General features: G+C 57.8%; 25 protein-coding genes and 2 pseudogenes. 16 read left to right on the forward strand and 11 right to left on the reverse strand.

Annotated elements, in window-relative coordinates:
- Positions 1 to 111: 111 nt before the first annotated feature.
- Positions 112 to 1410: a glycerate kinase type-2 family protein gene (locus C8029_RS01480; RefSeq protein WP_152002093.1), complete on the forward strand. Its 1299-nt coding sequence runs from the start codon at positions 112 to 114 to the stop codon at positions 1408 to 1410.
- A 163-nt stretch (positions 1411 to 1573) separates the two neighbouring features.
- Positions 1574 to 2200 (forward strand): YdeI/OmpD-associated family protein, encoded by a 627-nt coding sequence (locus C8029_RS01485; RefSeq protein ID WP_009571542.1) that lies wholly within the window; start codon positions 1574 to 1576, stop codon positions 2198 to 2200.
- A 129-nt stretch (positions 2201 to 2329) separates the two neighbouring features.
- Here the strand turns inward: C8029_RS01485 and C8029_RS01490 are convergent, their stop codons facing one another.
- Genes C8029_RS01490 through C8029_RS01505 form a run of 4 tightly spaced genes read right to left on the reverse strand, consistent with a single transcriptional unit; the run spans position 2330 to position 4720 of the window.
- Positions 2330 to 3382, reverse strand: a complete 1053-nt coding sequence (locus tag C8029_RS01490) for a YeeE/YedE family protein (protein ID WP_152002094.1) — start codon at positions 3380 to 3382, stop codon at positions 2330 to 2332.
- 35 nt (positions 3383 to 3417) lie between these two features.
- Positions 3418 to 3747 (reverse strand): ArsR/SmtB family transcription factor, encoded by a 330-nt coding sequence (locus C8029_RS01495; RefSeq protein ID WP_040402083.1) that lies wholly within the window; start codon positions 3745 to 3747, stop codon positions 3418 to 3420.
- Positions 3748 to 3801: 54 nt separating this feature from the next.
- Entirely contained in the window at positions 3802 to 4308 is a 507-nt protein-coding gene (locus C8029_RS01500; protein WP_009571539.1) for a GlcG/HbpS family heme-binding protein, read from the reverse strand.
- A 19-nt stretch (positions 4309 to 4327) separates the two neighbouring features.
- A complete protein-coding gene (locus C8029_RS01505) occupies positions 4328 to 4720 on the reverse strand; it encodes a thioredoxin fold domain-containing protein (RefSeq protein ID WP_009571538.1) in 393 nt (130 codons plus the stop codon).
- A gap of 158 nt (positions 4721 to 4878) precedes the next feature.
- Between C8029_RS01505 and C8029_RS01510 the strand changes: the two genes are divergently transcribed.
- The 11 genes and pseudogenes from C8029_RS01510 to C8029_RS01560 all read left to right on the forward strand — a co-directional run bounded on the left by C8029_RS01510 (position 4879) and on the right by C8029_RS01560 (position 14049).
- Positions 4879 to 5634 carry a cytochrome c biogenesis CcdA family protein gene (locus tag C8029_RS01510; RefSeq protein ID WP_009571537.1) on the forward strand — a complete coding sequence of 252 codons (756 nt, stop codon included), beginning with the start codon at positions 4879 to 4881 and terminating at the stop codon, positions 5632 to 5634.
- A gap of 5 nt (positions 5635 to 5639) precedes the next feature.
- Positions 5640 to 6236, forward strand: coding sequence for a thioredoxin family protein (locus C8029_RS01515; protein ID WP_414632328.1), 597 nt, complete (start codon positions 5640 to 5642; stop codon positions 6234 to 6236).
- 159 nt (positions 6237 to 6395) lie between these two features.
- Positions 6396 to 6869, forward strand: a complete 474-nt coding sequence (gene soxX, locus C8029_RS01520; RefSeq protein ID WP_009571535.1) for a sulfur oxidation c-type cytochrome SoxX — start codon at positions 6396 to 6398, stop codon at positions 6867 to 6869.
- Between the two features lie 37 nt (positions 6870 to 6906).
- Positions 6907 to 7322, forward strand: a pseudogene (gene soxY / locus C8029_RS01525) (thiosulfate oxidation carrier protein SoxY).
- A gap of 27 nt (positions 7323 to 7349) precedes the next feature.
- Positions 7350 to 7679, forward strand: a complete 330-nt coding sequence (gene soxZ / locus C8029_RS01530; protein WP_009571533.1) for a thiosulfate oxidation carrier complex protein SoxZ — start codon at positions 7350 to 7352, stop codon at positions 7677 to 7679.
- A gap of 66 nt (positions 7680 to 7745) precedes the next feature.
- A complete protein-coding gene (gene soxA, locus C8029_RS01535) occupies positions 7746 to 8612 on the forward strand; it encodes a sulfur oxidation c-type cytochrome SoxA (RefSeq protein ID WP_009571532.1) in 867 nt (288 codons plus the stop codon).
- A gap of 121 nt (positions 8613 to 8733) precedes the next feature.
- Entirely contained in the window at positions 8734 to 10431 is a 1698-nt protein-coding gene (gene soxB / locus C8029_RS01540; RefSeq protein ID WP_009571531.1) for a thiosulfohydrolase SoxB, read from the forward strand.
- 75 nt (positions 10432 to 10506) lie between these two features.
- A pseudogene (soxC, locus tag C8029_RS01545) lies at positions 10507 to 11792 on the forward strand (sulfite dehydrogenase).
- Positions 11773 to 12846, forward strand: coding sequence for a c-type cytochrome (locus C8029_RS01550; protein ID WP_040402008.1), 1074 nt, complete (start codon positions 11773 to 11775; stop codon positions 12844 to 12846). The pseudogene soxC and the gene C8029_RS01550 overlap by 20 nt, the downstream one beginning before the upstream one ends.
- 77 nt (positions 12847 to 12923) lie before the next feature.
- Positions 12924 to 13361 (forward strand): DUF302 domain-containing protein, encoded by a 438-nt coding sequence (locus tag C8029_RS01555; RefSeq protein WP_009571528.1) that lies wholly within the window; start codon positions 12924 to 12926, stop codon positions 13359 to 13361.
- Between the two features lie 31 nt (positions 13362 to 13392).
- Positions 13393 to 14049: a Crp/Fnr family transcriptional regulator gene (locus tag C8029_RS01560; RefSeq protein WP_009571527.1), complete on the forward strand. Its 657-nt coding sequence runs from the start codon at positions 13393 to 13395 to the stop codon at positions 14047 to 14049.
- A 4-nt stretch (positions 14050 to 14053) separates the two neighbouring features.
- On the opposite strand, the gene C8029_RS01565 is transcribed toward C8029_RS01560, so the two are convergent.
- The gene (locus C8029_RS01565) at positions 14054 to 14257 is read right to left on the reverse strand and encodes a YgaP family membrane protein (RefSeq protein WP_009571526.1); all 204 of its coding nucleotides are present in this window, start codon (positions 14255 to 14257) and stop codon (positions 14054 to 14056) included.
- 183 nt (positions 14258 to 14440) lie between these two features.
- Positions 14441 to 15940, reverse strand: coding sequence for a CoA-acylating methylmalonate-semialdehyde dehydrogenase (locus tag C8029_RS01570; protein WP_152002095.1), 1500 nt, complete (start codon positions 15938 to 15940; stop codon positions 14441 to 14443).
- A 180-nt stretch (positions 15941 to 16120) separates the two neighbouring features.
- Between C8029_RS01570 and C8029_RS01575 the strand changes: the two genes are divergently transcribed.
- From C8029_RS01575 to coaD, 3 genes are all read left to right on the forward strand, one after another.
- Entirely contained in the window at positions 16121 to 17014 is an 894-nt protein-coding gene (locus tag C8029_RS01575; RefSeq protein WP_040402080.1) for a LysR family transcriptional regulator, read from the forward strand.
- A gap of 70 nt (positions 17015 to 17084) precedes the next feature.
- On the forward strand, positions 17085 to 17519 hold the full coding sequence (locus tag C8029_RS01580; protein WP_009571523.1) for a CBS domain-containing protein: 435 nt from the start codon (positions 17085 to 17087) through the stop codon (positions 17517 to 17519).
- A 117-nt stretch (positions 17520 to 17636) separates the two neighbouring features.
- Positions 17637 to 18131, forward strand: a complete 495-nt coding sequence (coaD, locus tag C8029_RS01585) for a pantetheine-phosphate adenylyltransferase (RefSeq protein WP_009571522.1) — start codon at positions 17637 to 17639, stop codon at positions 18129 to 18131.
- Positions 18132 to 18239: 108 nt separating this feature from the next.
- Here coaD and C8029_RS21920 read toward each other — a convergent pair whose 3' ends face one another.
- The 5 genes from C8029_RS21920 to gap (C8029_RS01600) all read right to left on the reverse strand — a co-directional run bounded on the left by C8029_RS21920 (position 18240) and on the right by gap (C8029_RS01600) (position 21829).
- Positions 18240 to 18398 carry a hypothetical protein gene (locus C8029_RS21920; protein WP_193217567.1) on the reverse strand — a complete coding sequence of 53 codons (159 nt, stop codon included), beginning with the start codon at positions 18396 to 18398 and terminating at the stop codon, positions 18240 to 18242.
- 157 nt (positions 18399 to 18555) lie between these two features.
- Positions 18556 to 19206 carry a MarC family protein gene (locus C8029_RS01590; protein WP_009571521.1) on the reverse strand — a complete coding sequence of 217 codons (651 nt, stop codon included), beginning with the start codon at positions 19204 to 19206 and terminating at the stop codon, positions 18556 to 18558.
- Positions 19207 to 19372: 166 nt separating this feature from the next.
- On the reverse strand, positions 19373 to 20374 hold the full coding sequence (gene gap / locus C8029_RS01595; RefSeq protein ID WP_009571520.1) for a type I glyceraldehyde-3-phosphate dehydrogenase: 1002 nt from the start codon (positions 20372 to 20374) through the stop codon (positions 19373 to 19375).
- Positions 20375 to 20547: 173 nt separating this feature from the next.
- The gene (locus C8029_RS21925) at positions 20548 to 20691 is read right to left on the reverse strand and encodes a hypothetical protein (protein ID WP_040402006.1); all 144 of its coding nucleotides are present in this window, start codon (positions 20689 to 20691) and stop codon (positions 20548 to 20550) included.
- A 139-nt stretch (positions 20692 to 20830) separates the two neighbouring features.
- Positions 20831 to 21829, reverse strand: a complete 999-nt coding sequence (gap, locus tag C8029_RS01600; RefSeq protein ID WP_009571519.1) for a type I glyceraldehyde-3-phosphate dehydrogenase — start codon at positions 21827 to 21829, stop codon at positions 20831 to 20833.
- Positions 21830 to 21946: the final 117 nt, after the last annotated feature.

The following is a 21946-nucleotide window of genomic DNA, read 5'->3' on the forward strand; positions in this document are numbered from 1 at the left end:
GGGCGTCTTGGCAAGGGTGCTGGACGCCGCAGTCTGATCGTGACACCATCCGGCTATGCAGATGCAGCACAGACAGTCCCGAACAGACAATCCCAAACAGAGACCCCAGCCATGACACAACTGGACCAGATGCGCCGGCAAGCCCGCGAGATTTTCCTCACAGGTGTCGCGAGCGCCGATCCCGCCCATGCCGTTGAAGACGCCCTCAAGGGACGGAGGTTCAACGCGCCTTTGATCATCGCGGTTGGCAAGGCGGCGCGCAGCATGGCCGAGGCGGCGATGCGTCAGGTCGATGCGGCGCGGGTGATCGTGGTGACCAATTACGAGAATGCGAGGCCGCTGGAGGGGGCCGAGATGCGCGCGGCGGCACATCCGGTGCCTGATTTTGAAGGCGCGCGGGCGGCGCTTTTGATCGAGGATGCGCTGGCCCATGCCAAGGGCGACGTTTTGGCGTTGATTTCGGGCGGCGGATCGGCGCTTTTGCCCGCCCCCGTGCCCGGCGTCTCACTTGAGGATAAGGCGGAGGTCAATCGGCTTTTGCTGGGTTCGGGCGCGGATATTGTGGCGATGAATCTCGTGCGCCAACAGTTATCTCGACTCAAAGGCGGCGGTTTTTTGCGCGCCGCGGCGCCCTCGAAAGTGACGGCGCTGTTGCTGTCGGACGTGGTCTCTGATGATCTGCGTGCCATTGCCTCGGGGCCGACGGTTTCGCCCATTGGCACCCGCGAAGACGCGGTCGAGATGCTGCAAGAGCTTGATCTGTGGGACAAATTGCCCACCGCCGTGGCGGAGTATTTGGCGCGGCCACGTCCCGATCTTGGGCCTTTGCCCGAGAGTGAAGTGGCGTTGATTGGGTCGAATAAAATATCAGTGGCGGCCATGGCCCGCGCGGCGGGGGGCGGCGCGACACAGGGCGTTCATGTCTTTCCGATCCCGCTTGAGGGCGATGTCGCAGAGGCGGCGCGCACCATTGTTGAGAGCGCGATCGAGCCGGGGATTTTCCTGTTTGGTGGCGAAACCACGGTGAAACTGACCGGAGACGGCATGGGCGGGCGCAACCAGGAACTGGCGCTGCGCGTGGCGGTTTTGGCCGAAGAACAGGGGCTGAAAGACTATGTGTTTCTCTCTGGCGGCACGGATGGGCGCGATGGTCCGACAGATGCGGCGGGCGGCATGGTCGATCCCGGCACGCTGGATCGGATGCGGGCCTCTGGGCTTGATCCGCAAGATGTTCTGGCCCGCAATGACAGCTATCACGGGCTAGAGGCCGCAGGGGATTTGTTGCAAATCGGGGCGACCGGAACGAATGTGGCCGACCTTCAGGTGTTGATCCGGGGGGGAGGGGGCTCAGATGTCGCTGATGTGGAGTACATGCGGAAGAGGAAAAGCGACCATTTGTTTGGTGCATAACATACGATGGCTTTGAGTCATTTTGGTTAATACAGCGCGACGTGAGAATTGGTGCGAAGCACTCAAACCTGCGCTTCGGCTGTGATTGTCTTAGGTTTCAGGATAGGGTTATCATGAGGTCATTCTACTATAGGGTGGCTCGGGTACGACAAGGATGGCGGCCATGGCGATGATTGCCGACGCGGATGATTTCTTTACCAAGGGATGTGGTCGATGCGACCGTTTCGCGACACCGGAGTGTTCGATCCGGTTATGGATCGACGGGCTGAATGATCTGCGCCACATTTGCCGCGATGTGGGACTGAAAGAAACCGTGAAATGGGCGCATCCCACCTATATGCATGCTGGCCGCAACATCGCAATTTTAACCGCATTTAGGGGCGACTTCAGGCTGAGCTTCATGAACCCCGGCTTATTGGCAGACACCGAAGGCGTGCTGGAGCGGCAGGGACCGAACAGCCAAACGCCGGGAATGATCCGCTTTAGCGATGTCGCGCAGGTTCGCGCCATGGAGCCGGTGATACGAGCCTATCTGAGGCAGTTGATGGTTCATGCCGAGGCAGGCACGAAACCACCTAAAGTAGACCGCGAGATCGACATGCCGGATGAACTGACCGAGGCGCTGGATGCCGATCCGGAGCTGGCCGAGGCGTTTCATGCACTGACACCAGGCCGGCAGAAAAGCTATATGTTCAACCTCAATCAGGCAAAGCAATCCGCGACCCGGATGGCCCGGATAGAGAAATTCCGTGATAAAATATTGGCAGGCAAAGGCGCGATGGACCGTTAAGGGCGGCACCCTTACGGAAATGGGTATGACAGAATTGCGCAAAAGCGGCACTTGCTGCCAGTGCAACGAAGGACCGGTTCGTTCGCAGACCGGACCTTTAGATAGACCGCAAAGACCGTTCGGGCCGTCTCAGCGGCCAAACGCAAAGCCATAGATCAATTGCCGCAACCCGATGGCCGCGCCGATGATGATGGCGATGATGGTCACGGGGGCGGAGAAGGCCAGAACGGAAAAGGCCGAAAGGCCTTGGCCGACGGTGCAGCCAAAGCCGACCACGGCACCGACGCCCATCAAAGCCGCACCGCCGATTTGGCGTTTCAATTCGCGCGGGTCTTCGCAGGCTTCCCAACGGAACTGGCCTTTGATCAGCGAACCGATGGCCGCGCCCAAAAGCACCCCGATGACCGAGCCGACACCAAAGCCGGGCGAGGAGGCCGACGAGGTCATCAGGTAAAACAACGTGTCACCAATGGGGGCGGAGAAGGTGTGGGAGGCGACGGGTTCGGCCTCGAAAGTGGCCAGAGAGAGCCAGCTTGTCCCAGCCCAACCAGAGACGATGGCCAGACCCACCGCGCTTCCCCAGAGGATCAAGCGCCGCTGTGCGCGAAAGGCACGAGACGAGAGGGCGAGGGTGAGGATGGCAAGACCTGCGACAATCCCCGTGGCCACGGTCGGCAGGCCAAACGCCCCTGAAACCGCATGGGCAAAGCCGGGCAGGGCGGAGGCCGGGCGGGGCGGAAACAGGGTGACACGCAATTCGGCCAGTGGGCCATTGAGCGCGACATATGTCGCCAGCCCCATGACCAAAACAATGACGAAATTGCGCAGATCGCCACCGCCCAAACGCGCCAAGGCGCCAAAGCCGCAATTGCCCGCCAGCGCCATGCCATAGCCAAACATCAGGCCTCCGGTGATTGAGGCCATGGGATACCATTTAAGGGCCAAATAGGGCGACATGGCGGGATCGAACAGGCCAAAGCCGATGAGGGTGAAGGTGCCAATCAAGGCCACACCAAGCGCCACGCCCCATTGCCGGGCGCGCAAATCGGAGCCTTGATACAGGGCGTCTTCAATGGCGCCCATGGAGCAAAACCGCCCCAAACGCGCGGCCAGCCCCAAGACGAGGCCACCGGCACCACCGATCAGAGCTGCAAGCAGCCCCGGGTCTAACAGATCGAACATGTCGTCTCCCTCCCTACGGGAGCGTGAAGGGGGCTTTAGCCGCGCTTCATTTTCCCGCCATCCACCGAACAGAACATGTCGTAGATGACTTCAAGGATGCGTTTGGGACGATCATCCGTCAAGGAATAGTAAATCGCTTTGCCGTCGCGCCGGGGCGTGACCAGACCTTCGAGACGCAGCCGGGCGAGTTGTTGGCTCACGGCGGCTTGGCGGGCGGACAGGAGGTCTTCCAACTCGGTGACGGATTTCTCGCCGGTGACCAGATGACACAAGATCATCAGGCGACCTTCATGCGAGAGCGCTTTCAAAAGCTGAGACGCGTCACAGGCAGAGGCCATCATGACGTCCATGTCATCTTCTGACATGTTCTCAGAAATTACCGGCAAAGGCGAATTCACTGTGTCCACCTCATTTGTCCTCTAGAAGGCGATGTCATCCATAATCGCGTCAATGCCCGCTTGGGCGCATTCCGCATCGAGATCTGGGCCTGGGGCACCAGAAACACCGATGCCAGCTACTATAGAGCCTGCTGCTTCAATCACAAGACCTCCCCCCAAAGCAAGCGGTTCTGTCAATTCGCGAATCCCGGCCATCATTTGTCCGGGTTCGGTCAGGCCACTGAGAGACATCGTATCGGTGCGAAAGGACACGGCGGTCCAGGCCTTGCGCCGGGCGGTTTCAAAGACGTGCAGCCCGGCATAGCGGTCGCGCAGATAGACCTGTGGACTGCCAAACCGATCCACCACCATGACGCCGACCTGATAGCCCGCCTCGCGACAGCTTTGCATCGCGGCCAAGGCGGCGGTTTGGGCGACCTCGGGTTTGAGCACTTTGAAGGTGACGAAGGCGTCGTCGCTGTCTTGAGCAAGGATTGGGGTTGCGAGGGTGCAAGTGGCTGTTATAGCTGCGAAAATAAAGTGTTTCATGGATCTCCTCCCGAGAGATTTAGGGCTTTGGTGCCTGTGTGGCGTGAACGGCCTCAACATCAAACTCACTGTGGTCGCGTAGGGTGATAGTCAACATCGCCCAAAACATTTCGTCACCGGCATAGCCTTCGATCCGCCCCTGTTCGATCCCGTCCTCCACGAGAACGAAAGTGGGCGTAAAGATCACCGGGCCTTTGAAGGTCAGGTCCTCTGGCAGTGGCGCGTGCAGATCGACCCGACGCAGAGGGGCGAATTTGCCCTCAGGCGTTTTGGGATAAATCTCAGAAATTTCCGCATCCCAGCGGGCGCAATAGGCACATCCGTCTTGCTCCACCATAACCAGTTCGGTGGCAAAGGCGGGGAGAATCGATACGATCAGGGCGGCGATTGACGCCAGAATTTTTGTCAACATATGTATACCAATTGACGGGTGCGACATAAACAACCTAATTTGAATATGTGAATGACACAAGTCACGGATCACTCATGAGCGGAGGAGGAGCTCCGCCATGCAGCCGCTCAAAGAGCCGATCTGGCAGTGGAGTCTTCATTCACATTAGGGAGGACTGAATGTTCGACGTTAATTTTATCTCGGCCCTTTTGGGCGGGTTGGTGGTGTTTTTCTCACCCTGTATCCTGCCGATCGTGCCGTTCTACCTGTCTTATATGGCGGGGGCTTCGATGGGGGAAATCAACGCCGAGGGCGATTTGGCCCCGGGCGTGCGCCGCCGGGCCGTGTTATCAAGTGTGATGTTTTCGCTCGGAATCATCACGGTCTTTGTGCTTTTGGGCGCGGCCGCTTTTTCTCTGTCGCAGGCGTTTCGCAGCCATCAGGACATCTTTCGCTTTGCCTCTGCCGCAATTGTCTTTGTCATGGGGCTGCATTTTTTAGGCATCATCCGAATCGGTTTTCTCAACCGCCAGTTCCAAATGCAGGCGGGAGATACCAAAAACATGAACATCTGGTCGTCCTATGTGGTCGGCCTTGCCTTTGCCGCCGGGTGGACGCCCTGTGTCGGGGGCGTTTTGGTCGGTGTGGTGATGATGGCGTCGAATGAATCGACGGCGATGCGCGGGCTGATCATGATGGTGGTGTTTGGGATCGGGATGACCGCGCCCTTTGTGGTGGCGGCGTTTTTCATTAAACCGTTTCTCAAATTCGCCGCAAAATTCCGCCGCCATTTGCCGAAAGTGGAAAAGGTGATGGGGCTGTTCCTGATCCTGTTCGCTCTGCTGATCGTCACAAATTCGGTCAATGTGATCGCGGCATGGCTTTTGGAAGCCTTCCCGAGCTTTGCTAAAATCGGATCAAAAGGGAGTCTTTAAAAATGATGAAAATCGCACGACGTACATTGATGGCCGCCACCCTCTCTGTACTCGCCTTTTCTCCCGCTCTGGCGTTTGAAATGGGTGACGACGGTCTGCATAAAACCCCGTGGCAGCGCGACACGTTCAAAGATCTGCGCGATGATTTGGCCGAAGCCAATGCGGAAGGAAAGCGGCTTTTGGTGATGATCGAACAGCGCGGCTGTATCTATTGCACCAAAATGCACGAAGAGGTTTACCCCGATCCCGAGATCACCAAGATGATCGAAGACAACTTTTTTGTCATTCAAATCAACATGTTTGGCGACGTCGATGTGACCGATTTTGATGGTGAGTCTTTGCCGGAAAAGGACATGGTGCAAAAATGGGGGGCGCTGTTCACGCCAACGAATCTCTATTTCCCCGAAGAGGTGCCCGAAGGCGTCTCCGCCAAGGATGCGGCGGTGGTGACCGTGCCCGGCGCCTTTGGCAAATACACCACGTTCAACATGATGGGTTGGGTGTTGGAACATGGCTATGAGGGCGATGAGCCGTTCCAAAAATACCATGCGCGTCAAGTGGTTCTCCAGCAAGAGGCGGGTCATTTGAATCTGACAGAATAGAGGGTATGATAGCGCTATACCTGCCGCAGCGCAGAAAAATTCGATTTTTTGAATTTGTTCTTGCCCTGCGACAAAATGGTGCGCTACGGTATCCAAAACCAGTACCGCAGATATGCGGAAGGTCGCACAGTTTAGGACATAAGTCTTTTGGGAGGAGACATGAAACGTATCGCAACTTGTTTTGTTGTGCTGGGCCTCACGGCAAGCGCAGCGATGGCCGAAGTGGCCCCGGGTAGCATTCAGTTTGAGGAAGGCGCAGTGGCGCAGTCTCTGACCGGCACCTCAGGCAACCCGGCCGAAGGCCGCACGATCATGACCACGAAATCCGTCGGCAACTGCGTGTCTTGCCACGCCGCCACAGACTATGCCGATGTGCCCTTTGCGGGCGAAGTCGGCCCGCTGTTGGACGGGGCAGGGTCGCGCTGGGACGAGGCGCAATTGCGCGGTCTGGTGGTCAATCCGAAAATGACGTTCGAAGGCACTGTGATGCCTGCCTTTTATAAGGTCGACGGGTTCAACCGTCCGGGCGACGCCTTTACGGGCAAAGCCGCACCTGCTGATCTGCCGCCGCTCTTGTCGGCGCAACAGGTCGAAGATGTGGTGGCCTATTTGATGACGCTGAAAGACGAGTGATCGCCTTTTCGGCCCCTGAATTTATGAGGAGCAAACCATGAATCTCACACGACGTGACGCTCTGGCTCTTGGCTTGGTGCGACGGCTGCGGCATTTTTGCCCTGGCGCGCAACGGCCGCAGCCGAGGACGAAATGGCCACCTTTACCGGTGGTGCAGAGGCGGGCAGCGGGGACATCACCCTGACCGCGCCGGAAATCGCCGAAAACGGCAACACTGTGCCAGTCTCGGTCAATGCACCGGGTGCGGTCGCCATCGCGGTGTTTGCCACGGGCAACCCGACTCCGGGCGTGGCCACGTTCAACTTCGGCCCCCTGGCCGGATCGCAATCCGCCTCGACCCGCATTCGCCTTGCAGGCACGCAGGATGTGGTGGCCATCGCCAAACTGGCGGACGGCTCCTTTATCAAAGCGGCGTCGACCGTGAAAGTGACCATCGGCGGCTGCGGCGGCTAAATCGACTTATTCTAGGAGACAAAGACAATGGCATCTGGTGTCAAACCCCGCGTGAAGGTCCCCAAGTCGGCTGCTGCTGGCGAGGTGATCACGATCAAAACCCTGATTTCGCATCCAATGGAATCGGGTCAGCGCAAAGACGGTGATGGCAACATCATCCCGCGCTCGATCATCAATCGCTTTACCTGTGAGTTCAACGGTCAGTCGGTGATCGACGTGACCATGGAACCGGCGATTTCCACCAACCCGTATTTCGAATTCGATGCGCAGGTCCCCGAAGCAGGTGAATTTAAATTCACCTGGTACGATGACGATGGCTCCGTCTACGAAGACGTGAAACCGATCGCAATCGGTTGACCAAGGTCAGCCTATGCGCCCGGACGATCGGGGCGCATAGGGCACACCCAGGGAGGAGAGAAACGCATGAACATTAAAAATACGCTCACCACCAAGCTCTGCACGGCTGCGGTCCTGACCGCTTTTGCCGTTGCGGCCCCGGCATTCGCCGATGAGGATGCCGAACTGGTGATCAACGGCGAGATTGAGATCGTCACCAAGACGACGGCGCCCGCGCATCTTGAGGGGCACCTCACAGAGATCATGTCGGGTTGGCGCTTCCGCTCTGATGACACGCAGGCGATGGAAATGGACGATTTCGACAACCCCGGCATGTTGGGGGCCGAAGAAGGGCTTGCCCAATTCGACACCGTGATGGGGTCTGAAGGCAAAGCCTGTGCCGATTGTCACGATGGTGTGGAAAGCCTGGCCTCTGTACGGCCGACCTATCCAAAATGGAATGACGCCAAAGAGGCGGTTTACACCATTCAGATGCAGATCAACGATTGTCTGACCGAACGGATGGGTGCGGAAGCTGAGAAATACGACAGCAAGAAAATGCTGAACTTCGAAGCTGTTCTGGCCTCTGTGGCGCGCGGCACTCCGATGAACGTGGCCATTGACGGTCCGGCTCAATCGACATGGGAGCAGGGCAAAGAGATGTATTACACACGCTTTGGCCAACTCGATCTGTCCTGTGCCAACTGTCATGAGCAGAACTACGGCAACATGATCCGCGCTGACCACCTGTCGCAGGGCCAGACCAATGGGTTCCCGGTGTATCGGATCAAAGACAACAAGCTGACGGGCGCACATAGCCGGTTCAAAGGCTGTATCCGTGACACCCGCGCCGAGACGTTTGCGCCGGGTTCACCGGAGTTCGTAGCACTTGAGCTTTATGTCGCGTCGCGTGGCAACGGCCTGTCGGTCGAAGGCCCGTCTGTCCGCAACTGATCTGTCAAAGCCCCGCCGGCTGTGCTGTGCGGGGCTTTGTTTTCCTCAATATATTCAATTTTACGCATGAAACTTGGCCGCAAATGCGCCGGTTTTGGCAAAATGCAACGGAGCAACACGCATGATCTCTCGTCGTGACTTCCTTCAGGTCTCCATGGCCGCCTCCGCTTTGGTGGGAGCGTCTGGCTTTGGCAATTGGTCCCGTTTGGCGGCGCAACAGGCGCTGACCCAAGATCAGCTTTTGGACTTTGACACCTTTGGCAATGTCTCCCTGATCCACGTCACCGACATCCATGCCCAGCTCAAGCCGATCTATTTCCGCGAACCGTCGATCAACATCGGGGTGGGCGGCAACAAAGGGCAGGTGCCCCATGTCACCGGCGCGGATTTCCGCAAACTCTATGGGATCGAAGAAAACTCGCCCTCGCATTACGCGCTCTCGGCGGGGGATTTTTCCGCACTGGGTCGGGCATACGGCAAAGTCGGGGGCCTTGACCGCGTGGCCACAGTGATCAATTCGATCCGCGCCGCCCGTCCTGATGCGTTGCTCTTGGATGGGGGCGACACATGGCACGGCTCCTACACTTGTTATCACACCGAAGGCCAAGACATGGTCAATGTGATGAACGCGCTCAAACCCGATGCGATGACCTTCCATTGGGAATTCACGCTGGGTTCTGAGCGGGTGCGTGAGATCGTCGGCGATCTGCCCTTTGCCGCGCTTGGGGCCAATATTTTTGATGCCGAGTGGGACGAACCCTCCGAGGATTTCGCGCCCTACCAATTCTTTGAACGTGGTGGTGTGAAGATCGCCGTGATCGGTCAGGCCTTTCCCTATATGCCCATTGCCAACCCCGGCTGGATGTTCCCGGAATACTCTTTCGGCATTCGCACCGAGCGGATGCAAGAGGTGGTGGACGAGGTCAAAGCCATGGGCGCAGAGCTGGTCGTGCTTTTGTCGCACAACGGTTTTGACGTCGATAAAAAGATGGCAGGTCTGGTCAGCGGCATCGACGTGATCCTGACGGGTCACACCCATGACGCACTGCCCGAACCTGTGCTGGTGGGCGAGACGATCCTGATTGCCTCTGGCTCCAACGGCAAATTCGTGTCCCGCGTTGATCTCGATGTGCGCGATGGCCGGATGATGGGCTTCCGTCACAAATTGATCCCGATCTTCTCCGATGTGATCGAGCCGGACAAAGAGGTCGCCGCGTTGATTGACGAACAACGCGCCCCCTATGAGGCCGATATGTCCGAGGTGATCGGCCAGACAGACAGCCTGCTGTATCGTCGCGGCAACTTTAACGGCACATGGGATGACCTGATCTGTGATGCGCTGATCTCTGAGCGCGAGGCGGATATTGCCATGTCTCCGGGCGTGCGTTGGGGCCCCTCGCTGCTTCCGGGCGATGACATCACCCGTGAAGACATTTGGAACGCCACCTCGATGACCTATGGCAAGGCGTACCGGAGCGAGATGACCGGTGAGTTCATCCATACGATCATGGAAGACGTGGCCGATAACATCTTTAACCCCGATCCCTATTACCAACAGGGCGGTGACATGGTGCGGATGGGCGGCCTTGGCTACCGCATTGACATCACCAAACCGCAGGGAGAGCGGATTTCCGAGCTGACGCTGTTGAAAACCGGCGAAAAACTCGACCCGGCGAAAAACTACGTCGTTGCTGGCTGGGCTTCGGTCAATGAGGCCACCGAAGGGCCGCAGATTTGGGACGTGGTCGAAGATCACATCCGCAAACAGGGCACGATCACCTTGCAACCGAACACCTCGGTTCAGGTCATCGGCGCCTGATCGCATTTGAACATGTCGCCCAGGCTGCACAGTGGCCGGGCGGAAACGTCACAACCTCAAAAGGGAGCACACACCATGAGTGACACCCAAAAGGACATAAGCCCCTCGCGCCGCGCGTTTTTGCGCGGAGCGGCGGCAACGGGGGTCGGTTTGGCCGCAGGGTCAGCCTCGGCACAAGGCACACCCGATCCGTTGATCACGGAGAAACAAGATTGGGCCATGACCACCGGCGCGGGCGTTGATGAAACGCCTTATGGCTTGCCGATCAAATACGAGGGCGACGTGATCCGGCGCAATGTACCGTGCTCACCGCCGATCCGATTTCCTCGATCAACTTCACGCCGATCCATGCTCTCGATGGGACGATCACGCCGCAGGGCTGTGCCTTCGAGCGCCATCACTCCGGTGCGATTGAGTTGAAAAAAGAAGATTACCGTTTGATGATCAATGGCTTGGTCGATCAACCTCTGGTCTTTACCTATGCCGATCTGGAGCGTTTCCCGCGTGAAAACCGCACGTTCTTCTTGGAGTGCGCCGCCAATACCGGGATGGAATGGGCGGGGGCGCAATTGAACGGGGCGCAATTCACCCATGGCATGATCCACAATATGGAATATTCGGGCGTTTCCCTGCGCACGCTGCTCGAAGAGGCGGGGCTGACGGCTGCCGGCGATTTGTCGGACAAATGGGTCTATGTCGAAGGTGCGGACGCGTCGTCAAACGGTCGCTCCATTCCGATGGAAAAGGCGCTTGATGACGTCATGGTGGCGTTTAAGGCCAATGGCGAAGCGCTGCGCATGGAGCATGGCTATCCGGTGCGCTTGGTTGTACCCGGTTGGGAAGGCAACATGTGGGTCAAATGGCTGCGTCGCATCGAAGTGACCGCACAGGCCGTTGAGGGCCGCGAAGAGACCTCGAAATACACCGACACTTTGGCGGATGGCACGTCGCGCAAATGGACATGGGTGATGGATGCGAAATCCGTCGTCACCTCGCCCAGCCCGCAAAGCCCGATTGCGCATGGCACCGGGCCTTTGGTGATCACCGGTCTGGCGTGGTCCGGGCGCGGCGCCATCACCGGCGTCGATGTGTCGAAAGACGGAGGCAAGACCTGGGAAAAGGCGCGTTTGGCCAAGCCCGGCGAGAAAATGGCGCTCACCCGCTTTTATCTCGATACCGATTGGGACGGCTCGGAGATGTTGCTGCAAAGCCGGGCGCATGATGAAACCGGCTATGTTCAACCGACCAAAGCGCAGCTGCGCGAGGTCCGCGGCGAGAACTCGGTCTATCACAACAACTGTATTCAGACATGGCATGTCAAAGCCAACGGGGAGGCAGAGAATGTCGAAGTTTCTTCCTAAACTCATGACGGCAACGGCGCTGGCCGCCACGCTTTCCATCCCGGCTTTTGCCGAGGGCTTCGGTCTGGGCCGCCCGGCTTTGCCCGAAGAAATCACCGCATGGAACCTTGATATTTCCCCCAATGGCGATGGGCTCCCGGTGGGGTCCGGCTCGGTGGAAGATGGCGAAATGATCTTTTCGGAAAACTGCGCGGTGTGTCACGGCGAGTTTGCCGAGGGCGTGGACAATTGGCCGAAACTGGCGGGCGGCGACGGCACTTTGGCGGACAAAGATCCGCTTAAGACTGTCGGTTCCTATTGGCCGTATCTCTCGACTGTCTATGACTACGTCCGCCGCTCCATGCCCTTTGGCAATGCGCAGACCATGTCGGATGATGATGTCTACGCGATCACCGCCTATATCCTCTATTCGAACTACATCGTTGAGGATGATTTCGTGCTCTCCAACGAGAACTTCCTCGATGTGGACATGCCCAATGCCGATGGGTTTATCGTCGATGATCGTCCTTCGAGTGAATACACGATCTTCACTGAAGAAAACGCCTGTTACGAAAATTGCAAAGACAACGTTGAGATCACCAAACGGGCGACTGTTTTGGATGTGACCCCCGAAGAAGAGGGTACGGACCAAGCCGCCGCCGAGCCTGTGGCCGAGGCCGCGCCTGTTGAGGTCGCCGTGGCGGAAGAGGCGCCGGTTGAAGCCCCGACCGATGTCGTGAGTGCGGCATTTGATGCCGATCTCGCGGCCAAAGGCGAAACGGTCTTTAAAAAGTGCAAAGCCTGTCATCAGACCGGCGAGGGCGCGACCAACAAAACAGGTCCGGTGCTCAACGGTGTGTTCATGGCCAAAGTTGCCCATGTCGATGGATTCAAATACTCCAATGATATGCTGGGCGCGCACGAGGCTGGAGCGGTTTGGGATGAGGCGCATCTGGCGGAATTCCTGGCCAAGCCCAAGAGCGTCTATGCCAAGACCAAAATGACCTTTGCGGGGCTGAAAAAAGACAGCGAAATCGCGGCAGTGATTGAATATCTCAAATCAGTGTCGCAGTAATTGAACAGAGTTAGAAAGGGCGGCCTAGGGGTCGCCCTTTTTCTGTGGTAGACTGAGATCAAAGGGAGGAAAATCACATGAAAACAATGATAAAGGCAATTGCGGTCGGTCTCATTTGCGCATCCCCGGCCTCTGCCGAAGATCCGGCCATCACCTTTGACTATGACGGCACATTCGAGGATGCGACCTTCGCGGTCGAGGATGCTATCGTCTCGAAAGGGTTGGTCATCGACTACCGCTCACGCACTGGCGACATGTTGGAACGCACCCGCGCGGATGTTGGCTCTGACGTCACGATATTTGATGCGGCCGACGTGTTTCTGTTCTGCTCGGCGGTGGTGTCGCGTCAGGTGATGGAGGCCGATCCGGCGAATATCGTCTATTGCCCCTATTCGATCTATGTCGCCGACCAAGCCGGAAAAGTCACCATCGGCTTTCCCAATTACCCCGATGGCCCGATGCAAGCGGTCGAAGATTTGCTGACAGAGATTGTCGAAGAGGCCACAAGCTTCTAAATGTAGCCTCTGAACCAAAGGGATGAGGCCTATGGACTGGATCGACCGATTTGCGGGGTTATCATCCCTTGAGCCGCGCGTGCGCGAACGGCTTGTGGCGCAATCGCAGATCGTCCATTTGCCTCTGGGTACGGTGCTGTTTGGACCGGGGAAAAGCCCGGAGAACCTGTTGTTGTTGCTCGAAGGCACGGTGCGGGTGCAACAAACCACCGAAGGCGGACGCGAGATTGTGCTTTACCGCGTTCACGCCGGTGAAAGCTGCGTTTTGACCACAGCGTGCCTCTTGGCTTATGAGGACTATTCCGCCGAAGGCATCGCGGAGACCGAGGTGGAAGCCGTGGCTATTCCGCGCCGGGTGTTTGACGATCTGGTGGCGAACTCTCAGAGCTTTCGCACCTTTGTCTTTTCCGCCTATTCGCGCCGGATCACCGATCTGTTTCATGTGATCGAAGAGATTGCCTTTCAAAAGGTCGATATTCGTTTGGCGCAAAAGCTGTTGGAATTGTCGAAAGGGGCGGGCAGGTTGAAAGCCACCCATGCGCAACTGGCCGCCGAATTGGGCACCGCGCGGGAAGTGATTTCGCGTCAGTTGCAGGAATTTCAACGCCGTGGCTGGGTTGAAACCGCGCGCGGCGAGGTGACGTTGGTCAACCCCGCCGCACTGAGAAACCTGTCAGAAGCGGCGTAACGCCTTACTTCTTCATTGGGCAGGTCGAGATCCCAAAGATGGAATAGAGCGGGCAGCTCGACATCAGGCCCGTGACCAAGGGAATGATCCCGAGCAGGTAAAGCCAGCGCATCGACGCATCCGGGTTCATGAAAAATCCGAGGATAAGGGCCGCGCCGACGACGATCCGCAAAATGCGGTCGATCTTGCCGATGTTCTGTTTGAGCATGGGAGTCTCCCTTTGTGACACTGATTTAACCATAGGCGGTTTTCGCCGCTCTGTCTGTGACAAACTCACAAGCGGCGCGGGACGGGTTTGATCCGCGTGAAACACGAAGGCTGTTCGGCATCTGCAAATGAAAACGGGGAACCCGAAGGCCCCCCGTCTCAATTGGTTCAATGTAGTGAAGTTTTAGTCCATCGCTTTGAAGTTCAAAGCCGCACCGTCTTTGATGCCGGAGAACCAGCGTGCGGTGACGGTTTTGGTTTTTGTGTAGAATTTGAACGCGTCCGGCCCGTATTGGTTCAAATCGCCAAAGGCCGATTTTTTCCAGCCGCCAAAGGAATAATAGGACAACGGCACCGGGATCGGGAAGTTGATGCCGACCATGCCGACATTGACGCGCGCGGCAAAATCGCGCGCCGTGTCGCCATCTGCAGTGTAGATCGCGGTGCCATTGCCGTAATCATTGGCGATGATCAGTTGCAACGCCTCTTCGTAGCTGTCCATCCGCACGGTGGAGAGCACCGGGCCAAAGATTTCCTCTTTATAGATGTCCATGTCGGGAGTCACATCGTCGAACAGCGAGGCCCCGGTGAAAAAGCCGTTTTCATAGCCTTGAATGCTCAGACCACGACCATCGACCAAAAGTTTGGCACCCTGCTCGACACCGGAGGCGATCAGGCCCTCGACGCGGGTTTTGGAGGCGGCGGTGATCAGCGGGCCGAAATCGACATCCGCACCCGCGGTGTAGGGGCCGACTTTGAGGGCTTCGATTTTGGGGATCAGTTTAGCGATCAAACGATCTGCGGTCTCTTTGCCCACCGGCACAGCCACGGAAATCGCCATGCAGCGTTCGCCTGCGGCACCATAGCCCGCGCCAACCAGCGCATCGGCAGCCATGTCCAGATCAGCGTCCGGCATGATGATCATGTGGTTTTTCGCCCCGCCAAAACACTGTGCGCGTTTGCCATTGGTTGCGGCGCGGCCATAAATATATTGCGCGATCGGGGTGGAGCCGACAAAGCCCACGGCCTGAATGGTGTCATGGTCCAAAATGGCGTCCACCACCTCTTTGTCACCATGGACAACCTGCAACACACCCTCGGGCAGACCCGCCTCGGTGAACAGCTCGGCCAGCATCAAAGAGGTCATCGGTGTGCGTTCAGAGGGTTTGAGGATCATCGCATTGCCCGCCGAAATCGCCGGGGCCATTTTCCACAGCGGGATCATCGCCGGGAAGTTGAACGGCGTGATGCCCGCAACAACACCCAGCGGTTGACGCATCGCGTAAAGGTCGATGCCGGGACCCGCGTCGCCGGTATATTCGCCCTTGAGCATCGCAGGCGCGCCCATGCAGACCTCAACCACCTCGAGCCCGCGTTGCACGTCGCCTTTGGCATCGGGCAGGGTCTTGCCATGCTCGCGCGACAGGCATTCGGCCAGCTTGTCCATGTTGTCGTTGATCAACTGACCAAAGCGCATCATCACCCTTGCGCGGCGCTGTGGGTTGACCTTGGCCCACGCCTGTTGCGCCACGGCGGCTTTTTGCACCGCTGCGTCCAATTCAGCAGGCTTGGCCAGCGGCACGCGTGCGATCACCTCGCCGGTGGAGGGGTTCAGCACATCTGAAAACCGACCGGAGGTTCCGGCGACCAAAGCACCGTTGATGTAATGTTGCAGCTCTTGCATGGGGGGGCTCCTTTTCATTTGCGCCACGGTAGCCTTGCGAAAATGAGTTAAAAAGAGGGAAGATTTCAAAAACATTTTGCAGTATTGCAAAGGGCGCGTGGTGAGACATCGGCGCGCTGGTATCCTGTACAGGTCACGAGGTTCGACAACTCTCATCAAGGGAAAGACACGCCTATGAGCATGAATTGGGACGATCTAAAGGTGTTTTTGGCGGTGGCGCGCACCGAAAGCCTGTCGGGGGCAGGGCGTCAGTTGAAAATTGATCCAGCGACGGTGGGGCGGCGGATCGCGCGGCTCGAAGAGGGGCTTGGTGTGGCGTTGTTTGCCAAATCGCCCCAGGGCTATGAGCTGACCCGCGACGGTGGACGGCTGTTGAGCCATGCGGAGGCGGCGGAACAGGCGGTGGCCTTTGGCGCCGAGGACATGAGCGGCGAGGGAGATCGGGGCCTGAAGGGCGTGATCCGGGTCGGTGCGCCGGATGGCTGTGCCAATTACGTGTTGCCGCGTGTGATTGCGCGAATCGCAGAGGCGCACCCGGACCTTGAGGTGCAAATCGTGGCCCAACCGCGCCTGTTCAACCTGTCCAAACGCGAAGTCGATTTTGTGGTGAGCGTCTCCGCGCCGACCTCCGGGCGGCTTTTGGTACAGAAGATCACCGACTATCACCTCTCGCTCGCCGGGATGAAATGGTACATGCGCCAACATGGCGAGGTGAGCAGGCTAGAGGATCTGTCGACCCATAAGATGGTCGGCTATGTGCCCGATCTGATTTTCGACAAGGAACTCGATTATCTTGAGGAAATCGGGGTTTCAAAGGTCGATTATACGTCAAATTCGGTCTCGGTTCAGCTCAACATGATCCGGGCCGGACTTGGATTGGGGGTCGTGCATGATTTTTGCCTGCCCTATGTGCCGCGTTTGACACGGCTTTTGCCCGATCAAATCCGCCTTAAACGGGCGTTTTATTTGGTCCGCCATGCCGACGATCGCAAGGTCGAGCGGCTGTCGCGTTTTGCCGATATGTTGGCGGTGGACATGCGCGCTGTGGTTGAAAGTCTTGAAGCCGAGACTTGACAGATACGGCCCGCTCAGTGGACGCTGAGGACAGGGAGACGATTGAACTCAAACACATAAGGGAGGGCCTATGCTTGTAGGACAAATTCTGAAATCGAAAGTCATTGGCGAAGCCATCACGATTCGCCCGGACATGACCGTGGGCGATGCGGCCGCACTTTTGTCGTCTCGCAAAATCGGTGCGGTGATTGTGGCCACAGACCCTGAGCGCCCCGAAGGCATCCTGTCCGAGCGCGATATTGTGCGCGAATTGGGCAAGACTGGCGGCGAGATTCTTGGGCATCAAGTCAGTGATTTCATGACCCGCAAACTGGTGAGCTGTGAGCCGACCGATACCGCGCTTGTTGTGCTTGAGCGGATGAGCCAGGGGCGGTTTCGCCACATGCCGGTGATGGAAGGCGACAAGATGATCGGCATCGTCTCGATTGGCGATGTGGTGAAAGCGCGTCTTGATGAATTGGCGATGGAAAACAACGCCCTTGAAGGGATGATCATGGGGCATTGAGCCCTCTCATCGCGGTTTGGTGTGATTATGACGGGGTGACGGGGCGTTCGCGCCCCAATCCCCTTGATTTTGCACCCGCAATATAGTTGCGTGCACCGCAGAAAGAGGAGGACCCCCATGCGCATCGGACTCTATCCCGGTACATTTGACCCTGTGACCCATGGCCACGGCGATATTATTCGCCGGGCCTGTGCTTTGGTCGATCGTTTGGTCATTGGCGTGGCAATCAACCGCGACAAGGGGCCGTTGTTCACGCTCGAAGAGCGGGTGGAGATGCTGAAACAGTACACAAGCCGTATTGCCGATGAGACAGGCTGTGAGATTGTGGTGCATCCGTTTGAAAACCTGTTGATCCAATGCGCCCGCGATGTGAATGCGTCGATCATTATCCGAGGTCTGCGGGCTGTGGCGGATTTTGAATACGAATATCAAATGGTTGGCATGAACCGCGCCCTTGATAGCAATATCGAGACCGTGTTTTTGATGGCAGATGCCAAACATCAGGCGATTGCGTCGAAACTGGTCAAAGAGATCGCCCGTCTTGATGGGGATATTTCCAAATTCGTGGCCCCCGACGTGGCAGACCGGCTTTTGGCAAAATTCAAGCGGTGATCACTTCTGCCGTCGAAAGGCGGCACTGCGAGATTATAAAAATCAGAGATGATAAAAGCCCCGCCGGGAAAACCCGCGGGGCTTTTTCATGAGAAACTGTTGGGGCGCTCAGCCGTAAATGGCTTGGCGGGCAAGGTCGCAGGCGCGGCTATGGTCCATGGCGAGATCAGTTTTGACCTTTTGCGGCAGGGCGTCCAATTCGGCGAGGGTGCGACGATAAGCGGCCCGTTTTTGAGCGGCGTTTTTCAGGTTGGCGAAAAGTTTCATGGTGCCGATCCTTTCTGGGCTATGATGAATTTCTGCCTCCTATATGCGCCTGAATTAGCGCTAACACCAATGCCGGTTCGCCAAAGGCGTCATGCGATTTTCGCATGGGTGAGGGTAAAACTGCATGGCTTTTGAGGGTGGGCTGTGCAGCACGCGCTCAGAAACTTGGGATGACGCCAATGGCCACAAAGCCTTTGAGAACGGTGTCCACCGCCACAGCCGCCAAAATCATCCCCATCACCCGGCTGACCACGGCCGCGCCGGTTTCGCGCAGTACCTTGAGGATGGGGGCGGCGGCCAAGAGGATCAGCAGAGTGATCAACAGGACAACGGTCATGATCGAGGCGGTCATCGCCTGATGCGCCATGGAAAACCGATCATTGTCGGTGAGCATGACCACGGCCAGCATTGCACCGGGGGAGGCGATGGAGGGCATCGCCAGCGGAAAGACGGCCACGCGGCGGGCCTGCACATGTTGGTCGGAGAGCGGTTTTTCGACCTGTGCGACCTCATGCGAGGGTTTGCCATCGCCAAAGATCATGGTGAGAGCAAAGAGGAAAAGCACCAGCCCGCCGGCGATTTGGAATGAGGGTAGGCCAAGGCCCAAAGCGTCCAAAATCACCTGACCAAACAGGATGAAGAGCAACAGGATGAGAAAGGCCGTCAACACCGCGCGTGCCGCAACCATGCGGGCCAATCGCGGCTCCAGACTGGCGGTTGCACCGATGAACACGGGCAGGGTGCCGATGGGATCAATGACGACCCACAGGGTGATGAATTCGCTCAGGAGGGTGGAGAGGTTGAACATGGGCACGCGCGTTTGGAGGGTTTGTTCTGAAATAGCCGCAGGGCAGGAGAACGCAAGAGGAGGTGGATCCGATTCGACCGCAAAGCGAAAAAAAGCGCCCCGAACCCAAAGGCTCGGAGCGCCCACTTCCCGTTCGCGCGGGATAGCTGCGTTTGTAACCGCTCGCTTACAGGAATTTGCCCATAGCGACGGCGGTGTCGGCCATACGGTTTGAAAAGCCCCATTCGTTGTCATACCACGTCAGAATGCGCACCATGGTGCCCTCCATGACTTTGGTCTGATCGCAATGGAAGGTCGAGCTGTGCGGATCGTGGTTGAAGTCCGAGGACACCAGTTTGCGGTCCGTGTAGCCGAGGATGCCTTTGAGCGGGCCGTTTGCAGCGGTGCGGATCAGCTCGTTGATCTCTTCGACCGTTGTGTCGCGCGCGGCTTCAAAGGTCAGATCGACGACAGAGACATTCGGGGTCGGCACGCGGATGGCAACGCCATCGAGTTTCCCATTGAGTTCCGGCAAAACCAGACCCACGGCTTTGGCAGCCCCGGTTGAGGTCGGGATCATCGACAAAGCGGCGGCACGGGCGCGGTAGAGGTCTTTGTGCATCGTGTCCAACGTCGGCTGATCGCCGGTGTAGGAGTGGATCGTGGTCATAAAGCCTTTGACGATGCCGATATTGTCGTTGAGCACTTTGACCACCGGCGCGAGACAGTTGGTGGTGCAAGAGGCGTTCGAGACGACGATGTCATCGGCGCTCAGTTGGTCATGATTCACACCGTAAACGATGGTCTTGTCGGCATTGGTGCCGGGGGCCGAAATCAACACGCGCGAGGCGCCGTTTTCGAGGTGCGCTTGGCATTTTTCTTTCGAGGTGAAAATGCCGGTGCATTCGAGCACAACGTCAATATGCGACCAGGGCAGGTCTGCCGGGTTGCGGATGGCGGTCACTGCGATGGGGCCACGGCCAACGTCGATGGAGTCTTCGGTAAAGGTGACTTCCACCGGGAAACGGCCATGCACCGAGTCGTATTGGAGCAGGTGAGCGTTGGTCTCGACCGGGCCCAAATCGTTGATCGCGACCACTTCGATGTCGGTGCGACCCGACTCAATGATCGCGCGCAAAATATTACGCCCAATTCGTCCAAATCCGTTGATTGCAACTTTTACGGCCATATCAGCACCTCCTATGACGCTTTGGCAGGAAAGAGGGCGATGGGAGAGGGCCCTCTCAGATGAGATCCATGATGGTGCGCTGTGGCAAATCCCGCCATGGAGAAATTCGTGAGCAATTCGTTGTTATCGCTAACATCACGATCCGAGCGAAAAGGTCAACCGGAATGCGACTTTCATCGCCAGAAGGCGACCAATTGCAGCAATTCAAGAAACTTACGGGTCAGAAAAAGAGAGCCGTGCCCCCCGTTCAGCCCAAAATCAAGACCGAGCGCGATCAAAATCACAATGGCGAGCCCGACGGCAATTTGGTTGGTCATGTGTAGCGCTAACTGTTTCTTTGACCGAACAATGCGTCAGGGAGGTAAAGAAAAAAAGGGTTCAGATCAAAAAAACAAAAAAAGGCCCGGCAAAGTGATGCCGGACCTCAAAACCTGTGGGGGCGTGCGCCCAGTGAGCTTAGTGCAGGCGGCCCATCGCAGCGGCGACATCGGCCATCCGCGCCGAAAAGCCCCATTCGTTGTCATACCAAGCGAGAACGCGCACGGTGCGACCGACGACTTTGGTCTGATCGGGCGCAAAGATCGAGGATTCGGTGGTGTGGTTAAAGTCGATCGACACTTTCGGCTCCGGATCATAGCCCAGCACCGCGCCCATGTGACCGGCGGCGGCTTGGCGCACGACTTCGTTCACATCCGCAACGGTGACGTCCTTGCTGGCCTGAAAGGTCAGATCGACGGCGGAGACGTTCGGGGTCGGGACGCGGATCGAGGTGCCGTCCAATTTGCCCGCAAGTTCCGGCAACACCAGACCCAGCGCTTTGGCCGCCCCGGTCGAGGTCGGGATCAAGGCCATGCTGGCGGCACGCGCCCGGTAGAGGTCTTTGTGGCGACGGTCATGGGTGGATTGATCGCCGGTGTAGCTATGGATCGTGGTCATGATCCCGCTTTCAATGCCGATGGCGTCGTTCAACACTTTGGCCAAGGGCGCGAGGCAGTTGGTGGTGCAAGAGCCGTTGGAAATGATCCGGTCTTCCGCCAAAATATCGCGGTGGTTCACGCCGAAAACCACGGTGCGCGCGACATTGGTGGCAGGCGCCGAGATCAACACTTTGCGCGCGCCGCGCTCAAGGTGAACGGCGGATTTCAGGCCGTCGTTGAATTTGCCAGTGCATTCGAGCACAACGTCAACGCCCTCCCAATCCAACTCCTGCGGATCGTAGGTGGACATGACTTTGATCGGGCCGTGGCCCAGATCCATCGTGTCGCCCTCAACGCGCACGGTGCCGCCAAAGCGGCCATGGACAGAATCGTATTTGAGCAAATGCGCGTTGGTTTCGATCGGGCCGGTGGCGTTGATTTTCACCACTTCAACCTCATTGAGGCCGGCCTCGGCAATATGTGCCAAGGTGCAGCGACCGATGCGGCCAAAACCGTTGATCCCAAGTCTGATGGTCATTCTTGCGTCTCCCGAGCTCTCTGTTGGCGGGGCATTGCCCGCCGTCCGTGCGGTTTCTGTGCGGTCTTTAGAGCGGTGTTTTGTGCGGCGAGTGGCAGGGGCCGCGGTTCGCAGACC

The sequence above is a fragment of the Roseobacter sp. TSBP12 genome, assembly GCF_009129705.1.
GTDB classification, from domain to species: domain Bacteria; phylum Pseudomonadota; class Alphaproteobacteria; order Rhodobacterales; family Rhodobacteraceae; genus Celeribacter; species Celeribacter baekdonensis_A.

Bases quoted from the DNA above. Each gene is read 5' to 3' on its own strand.
- C8029_RS01480 (WP_152002093.1), top strand. From the start codon at position 112: ATGACACAACTGGACCAGATGCGCCGGCAAGCCCGCGAGATTTTCCTC.
- C8029_RS01485 (WP_009571542.1), top strand. From the start codon at position 1,574: ATGGCGATGATTGCCGACGCGGATGATTTCTTTACCAAGGGATGTGGT.
- C8029_RS01490 (WP_152002094.1), bottom strand. From the start codon at position 3,382: ATGTTCGATCTGTTAGACCCGGGGCTGCTTGCAGCTCTGATCGGTGGT.
- C8029_RS01495 (WP_040402083.1), bottom strand. From the start codon at position 3,747: ATGTCAGAAGATGACATGGACGTCATGATGGCCTCTGCCTGTGACGCG.
- C8029_RS01500 (WP_009571539.1), bottom strand. From the start codon at position 4,308: ATGAAACACTTTATTTTCGCAGCTATAACAGCCACTTGCACCCTCGCA.
- C8029_RS01505 (WP_009571538.1), bottom strand. From the start codon at position 4,720: ATGTTGACAAAAATTCTGGCGTCAATCGCCGCCCTGATCGTATCGATT.
- C8029_RS01510 (WP_009571537.1), top strand. From the start codon at position 4,879: ATGTTCGACGTTAATTTTATCTCGGCCCTTTTGGGCGGGTTGGTGGTG.
- C8029_RS01515 (WP_414632328.1), top strand. From the start codon at position 5,640: ATGAAAATCGCACGACGTACATTGATGGCCGCCACCCTCTCTGTACTC.
- soxX (WP_009571535.1), top strand. From the start codon at position 6,396: ATGAAACGTATCGCAACTTGTTTTGTTGTGCTGGGCCTCACGGCAAGC.
- soxZ (WP_009571533.1), top strand. From the start codon at position 7,350: ATGGCATCTGGTGTCAAACCCCGCGTGAAGGTCCCCAAGTCGGCTGCT.
- soxA (WP_009571532.1), top strand. From the start codon at position 7,746: ATGAACATTAAAAATACGCTCACCACCAAGCTCTGCACGGCTGCGGTC.
- soxB (WP_009571531.1), top strand. From the start codon at position 8,734: ATGATCTCTCGTCGTGACTTCCTTCAGGTCTCCATGGCCGCCTCCGCT.
- C8029_RS01550 (WP_040402008.1), top strand. From the start codon at position 11,773: ATGTCGAAGTTTCTTCCTAAACTCATGACGGCAACGGCGCTGGCCGCC.
- C8029_RS01555 (WP_009571528.1), top strand. From the start codon at position 12,924: ATGAAAACAATGATAAAGGCAATTGCGGTCGGTCTCATTTGCGCATCC.
- C8029_RS01560 (WP_009571527.1), top strand. From the start codon at position 13,393: ATGGACTGGATCGACCGATTTGCGGGGTTATCATCCCTTGAGCCGCGC.
- C8029_RS01565 (WP_009571526.1), bottom strand. From the start codon at position 14,257: ATGCTCAAACAGAACATCGGCAAGATCGACCGCATTTTGCGGATCGTC.
- C8029_RS01570 (WP_152002095.1), bottom strand. From the start codon at position 15,940: ATGCAAGAGCTGCAACATTACATCAACGGTGCTTTGGTCGCCGGAACC.
- C8029_RS01575 (WP_040402080.1), top strand. From the start codon at position 16,121: ATGAATTGGGACGATCTAAAGGTGTTTTTGGCGGTGGCGCGCACCGAA.
- C8029_RS01580 (WP_009571523.1), top strand. From the start codon at position 17,085: ATGCTTGTAGGACAAATTCTGAAATCGAAAGTCATTGGCGAAGCCATC.
- coaD (WP_009571522.1), top strand. From the start codon at position 17,637: ATGCGCATCGGACTCTATCCCGGTACATTTGACCCTGTGACCCATGGC.
- C8029_RS21920 (WP_193217567.1), bottom strand. From the start codon at position 18,398: ATGAAACTTTTCGCCAACCTGAAAAACGCCGCTCAAAAACGGGCCGCT.
- C8029_RS01590 (WP_009571521.1), bottom strand. From the start codon at position 19,206: ATGTTCAACCTCTCCACCCTCCTGAGCGAATTCATCACCCTGTGGGTC.
- gap (WP_009571520.1), bottom strand. From the start codon at position 20,374: ATGGCCGTAAAAGTTGCAATCAACGGATTTGGACGAATTGGGCGTAAT.
- C8029_RS21925 (WP_040402006.1), bottom strand. From the start codon at position 20,691: ATGACCAACCAAATTGCCGTCGGGCTCGCCATTGTGATTTTGATCGCG.
- gap (WP_009571519.1), bottom strand. From the start codon at position 21,829: ATGACCATCAGACTTGGGATCAACGGTTTTGGCCGCATCGGTCGCTGC.